Below are 4,944 nucleotides of genomic sequence, written 5' to 3'. Positions count from 1 at the left end.
CCGTCCGACTGCTCGACATCGACGTCGTCTGCGGGCCCTGCAACCGGGCACGAGGACGAGCGCGACCCCAGGGGGGAGACCCCGGTCAGAGGGGTTCCCGACTCGTCCGGCAGGCGCAGAGACCGTTACACATGACAACCATTGTCAATAAGGAGGAGCCGTGAAGGCCGGGCCCAAGGCTGCTGTCGACCAGTCACCGCTGCCGTTTCGGCCGCGTAGCTCGATCGAGTCGGATCGGTTCGCCGCGTTCTGCGACAAGTTCGTCCGTGTGCCGAAGGGCACTGGTGCTCGGGGCAAGTTGCACTTGCGCGAGTTTCAGAAGGGCATCGCGGCCGACGTGCTGGACTCGGGTGCTCGCACGGTCGGGTTGATGCTGCCGCGTGGTCAGGGCAAGACCACGTTGATGGCCGCCATCGGGCTGTATGCGTTTTTCTGCTGGGGTGACGGCGCCAACGTGGTGGTGTTCGCGGTCGACGAGCGTCAGGCTGGGCTTGCGTTCTCTGCTGCCCGGCGCATGGTGGAGTTGTCCCCGGAGTTGGCCGCACGGTGCCAAGTCTTCAAGGACAAGCTGTATCTGCCGGCGACGGATTCCTCGTTCGTGGTCATGCCTGCCTCGCCTGCTGCTGCTGAAGGTCTCGATTATGTGTTGGCGATCGTCGACGAGGCGGGTGTGGTCAACCGGGATCTGTTCGAGGTCGTGCAGCTCGCCCAGGGCAAGCGGGAGAAGTCGGTTCTGGTCGCGATCGGTACGCCGGGCCCGAACCTGGATGATCAAGTCCTGTTGTCGCTGCGCGAGTACGCCGCCGATCATCCCGATGATTCCTCGCTGGTGTTCCGGGAGTTCTCCGCCGCCGGTTTCGAGCATCACCCGGTGGATTGCCAGCACTGCTGGGAGCTCGCCAACCCCGCGTTGGATGACTTTCTGCACCGGGATGCTCTGGTGGCCTTGCTGCCGCCGAAGACTCGCGAGGCCACGTTTCGGCGTGCCCGGCTCTGCCAGCTCGCCACCGACACCGAGGGCGGGTTCCTGCCGCCCGGGGTCTGGGCCGACCTGGCCACCGACGAGCCCATACCAGCGGGGTCTGACGTTGTGCTCGCCCTGGATGGCTCGTTCTCCGATGACACCACCGCGCTGCTGCTGGCGACCGTGTCGGCGGAGCCGCACTTTCAGACCCTCGCGGTCTGGGAGCGCCCGCCCGGCGATGACGGCTACCGGGTGCCGGTGGCCGAGGTCGAGGACACCATCCGCCAGGCCTGCCGGGATTATGCCGTGGCCGAGATCATCGCTGACCCGTTCCGATGGACCCGCACCTTGCAGGCCTTGGAGGCGGAGAAGTTGCCGGTGGTGGAGTTCCCGCACTCGCCGTCACGACTGACCGCCGCCACCGGAGATCTGTACTCCGCCGCGGTGAACGGCAAGCTCACCCACACCGGAGATCGGACACTGGCCGCCCACGTGGCTGCTGCGGTGGTGACCGAGGACGCCCGCGGGATCCGCCTGGCCAAACGGTCCCGGTCCCGCACCGCCAAGAAGATCGACCTCGTCTCGTGCGCGGTCATGGCCCATTCCCGCGCCACCTGGCGCGCCACCAAGAAGAAGCGGCGCCGCTCGGTGTCGTTCGCCAACTGAAGGAGCACCCCCAATGACCGACATCGACATTCTGACCGGGCTGTTACAGCAGCTCGACGAGCGCGCTGGCGAGCACACCCGCTCGGTGGCGTACTACGAAGGCCGCCAAGGCATCACGATGCTGGCCCCGGAGATCCGCCAGGCGCTGAACAACCGGCTGCAGGCCGTCTCGGTGAACGTGCCGCGGCTGCTGGTCGACTCGATCGCGGAGCGGCTGCGCATCGTCGGGTTCCGGGCATCCCAGGACGTCTGGGCCGACTGGCTCGCCAACGACCTGGACGTGCAAGCCCGCTATGTCCACAAAGAGGCACTGCTGCTCGGTGACTGCTTCGTCATCGTGTGGGCTGATGCCGCCGGCCGTCCGCTGGTGTCGGTGGAGTCCGCCACCCAAGTGGCCGCCGAGATCGACCCGGCCACCCGCCAGCTGGTCCGGGCCGTGAAGCGCTGGGAAGACAAGACCAGCACGCACGCGGTGTTGTATGAGCGGGATCGGATCGTCCGATTCCGGGCCGACTCGACCGGGGCCACCACGCTCGGGTTCCGGACCGTGGAGACGCTGGCCAATCCGTTCGGCCGCCCGCCCGTGGTCAGGTTCCGCAACGGTGACCGGTTGCTGTCGTCCGGAATCTCCGAAATGACCGACGTTCTGCCGCTGACCGACGCCCTGGTCAAGTTGACCACCGACCTGCTGACCGCCTCGGAGTACGGCGCCCGGCCCCGGCGCTGGGCCACCGGCCTGGAGCTGACCGAGGACGACCAGGGCAACGAGATCAACCCGATCCCGGAGGGCGACCGGGCGATGGTCTCCGAATCGCCCGAAACCAAGTTCGGCCAGCTCGACGGCTCCGACCTGGCCGGCTATGAGAACGCCATCGGCGTGACCATGCGGCTCATCTCCGCGGTGTCCGGACTGCCGGAACACATGCTCGGCATCGGTGGCGACAACCCGACCAGCGCCGACAGCATCCGCGCATCCGAGGCCGCGCTGACCGCCAAGGCCGAGGCTCGACAGGCCACGTTCGGCAAGGCATGGGCCGACGTTGCCCGCCTGATGATCGCCACCCGGACCGGCCTGGATCCGGCCGGAATCGACGCTGCACCGATCTGGGCTGATGCCGGCACCCGCTCGATTGCACAGGAGGCCGACGCCATCACCAAGTTGCACGCACAAGGACTCATTACCACCGATGAGGCCCGGGCCAAGCTCGGGATCCAGTGAAAGGAAACCCACCCATGACCGAAACCGAGACCACCCAGACCGAAGCCGATCATGTGCCCGACGCCGGGAACGAGATCGATCCCCAGGGCGCCCAGGACGGCGCCCAAGAGACGCCGGAGACGTTCCCGCGGGAGTACGTGGAGAAGTTGCGCCAGGCGGCGGCAGGGGCCCGCGTGAAGGCCAAGAAGGCCGACGACTACGCTCGCGAGCTGTTCCATGCCCGTGTCGCGGCGCTGGGCAAGCTCGCGGACCCGTCCGACCTCACGTTCGATGACAAGCTCCTCGACGACCATCCGGCGCTCGAGGCCGCGGTCGACGAGCTGATCAGCCGCAAGCCGCATCTGGCCAGCCGCCAACCTCGCGGTGATGTCGGTCAGGGCGATCGCGGCGGCGCATCCGACATCGACCTCGCGGGAATGTTGCGGCGGAACGCATGAGCGACAACACCGAATCGCTGCTGTCCTACATCTCCGATGATCTGCACCGGATCGCCCAGGCCTCCGAGCGCATCGCGGACGCGCTGGAGCGGGCCCATCCGAAGCCACGGGAGGGTGCCCGGCCCGGGCCGCTGCCGCTGATCCGCACTGGGATCAAGAAGACTCACCGGATCGCCACGATGAAGTTCTGATACCCTAGGGGGGTAGGGCCTGGTGCCCTGCCCCCCGTTGTGGTCCTGGCGGCCAGCGTGCACACCATCCGCTGAAACCCCCAAGGAGCCACCATGGCTGTTTCCACCTCCACCGCATCCGAGCTCACTGCCGAGCAGGTCCAGAAGGTCCTGGTTAAGCCGCTCGAAGCGGTCTCAACCTTCCTCTCCGCCGGCGTACGCATCATTGACACCGCCGGCCCCGTGCGACTGCCCAAGCTCGGCGGCGCCACCTCCCCGGGCTGGTTTGCCGAGAACGAGCAGATCACTCCCGAGCTCGACCCGACGTTCGACGAGATCGAGCTGCTGCCGTCGACCATCAAGAGCGTGAAGACCCTGACCCGGTTCTCCAACGAGCTGGCCCGCCAGTCCGTGATCGCCCTCGACGCCGCGCTCAAGGAGCGCCTGGTCAAGGACGTCGCTGACACCATCGACGCCCAGTTCTGGTCTGCCTCCAACGGCGCGAGCAACACCCTGCCGAAGGGCATCTTCAACTACGCCGGCCAGTCGCTCACCGGGATCGGCACGCTCACACTGGATGACCTTCTCGACGCCGAGGCGCTCGCCCTGGCCGCGAACGTCAACCCGACCGCGCTCAAGTGGGCCATGACGAGTCGCGAGCTCACCGCGCTCCGCAAGATCAAGACCGCCACCGACTCCAACGAGTATGTGCTGCAGCCCGACCCGACCCGCGCCGGCGGCTACACGATCTTCGGCAAGCCCGTGATCGTCACCAACCGGATCCCCGACACCACCGGCACCCCGAACACCGGCAACATGATCCTGGCTGACTTCTCCCAGATCGCCGTTGCCCGCGACATGGCCCCCTCGGTCAGGGTGCTGGATCAGACGTTCGGGGACTACGATCAGCAGGCGTTGCGCGTGATCGCCCGCTACGACGTCGGTGTCCTCAACGATGACGCGGTCGTCAAGCTCACCGGAATCACTATCTGATGCCCTACGTCAACCCGCCGTTCCCCGAGGATGTCGCCACCCATCTCGACGGCGACCATCAGGCGGCGTACACCCTGGCCCGGGCGATGGTGTACGGCTACACCCGGGGCCGTGGTTTCGACGAACAGGGTCAGGTCGACCCGTACGAGCGTCCAGACTTGGCCGCGGTCATCACCACGGTGGCCGGCCGACTGAGCAAGAACCCCACCGGCCTACGCGAATCCCAGACGGCCGGTTCGTTCAGCCACGACATCGCCGGCTGGCAGGGATTCACCATGGCTGAGCAGGTCGTGCTCAACCGCTACCGGGTGCGAGCCCGCTAGAACCTGGCGTCAACACCCCCCGGCGCGGGGGGTGAAGGCCGGCCATCACGAGGTCCACCTTTCCCTCTAGTCGGTCCTGCGCCAGCGCCGCTCCGGGCATGGAATCCCGCAGCGGCAACTTAGGCCCCCCGGGCACGTCTGCGCCCGGGGGTCCGTCCATTCAGTCCGCAGA

Annotated in this window: 6 protein-coding genes; all 6 read left to right on the top strand. The window is 67.2% G+C overall.

All coding sequences use genetic code 11. The features are described 5' to 3' along the window. Positions 1 to 160 precede the first annotated feature (160 nt). The 6 genes from Q0283_RS03725 to Q0283_RS03700 all read left to right on the top strand — a co-directional run bounded on the left by Q0283_RS03725 (position 161) and on the right by Q0283_RS03700 (position 4,772). Complete coding sequence (locus Q0283_RS03725; RefSeq protein ID WP_298043098.1) at positions 161 to 1,630, top strand: terminase TerL endonuclease subunit; 1,470 nt, start codon at positions 161 to 163, stop codon at positions 1,628 to 1,630. 13 nt (positions 1,631 to 1,643) lie between these two features. Continuing rightward, on the top strand, positions 1,644 to 2,849 hold the full coding sequence (locus Q0283_RS03720) for a phage portal protein (RefSeq protein WP_298043096.1): 1,206 nt from the start codon (positions 1,644 to 1,646) through the stop codon (positions 2,847 to 2,849). Positions 2,850 to 2,863: 14 nt separating this feature from the next. Beyond that, the gene (locus tag Q0283_RS03715) at positions 2,864 to 3,286 is read left to right on the top strand and encodes a hypothetical protein (protein ID WP_298043095.1); all 423 of its coding nucleotides are present in this window, start codon (positions 2,864 to 2,866) and stop codon (positions 3,284 to 3,286) included. Further along, positions 3,283 to 3,477 (top strand): hypothetical protein, encoded by a 195-nt coding sequence (locus Q0283_RS03710; protein WP_298043093.1) that lies wholly within the window; start codon positions 3,283 to 3,285, stop codon positions 3,475 to 3,477. The genes Q0283_RS03715 and Q0283_RS03710 overlap by 4 nt, the downstream gene beginning before the upstream one ends. A 93-nt stretch (positions 3,478 to 3,570) precedes the next feature. After that, positions 3,571 to 4,449, top strand: a complete 879-nt coding sequence (locus Q0283_RS03705; protein ID WP_298043091.1) for a phage major capsid protein — start codon at positions 3,571 to 3,573, stop codon at positions 4,447 to 4,449. Next, on the top strand, positions 4,449 to 4,772 hold the full coding sequence (locus Q0283_RS03700) for a hypothetical protein (RefSeq protein ID WP_298043089.1): 324 nt from the start codon (positions 4,449 to 4,451) through the stop codon (positions 4,770 to 4,772). Before Q0283_RS03705 ends, Q0283_RS03700 begins: the two co-directional genes overlap by 1 nt. Positions 4,773 to 4,944 lie beyond the last annotated feature (172 nt).

Source organism: uncultured Citricoccus sp. (genome assembly GCF_937871995.1).
Taxonomy (GTDB): Bacteria; Actinomycetota; Actinomycetes; order Actinomycetales; family Micrococcaceae; genus Citricoccus.
This window is presented reverse-complemented; position numbering and strand designations above follow the sequence as displayed.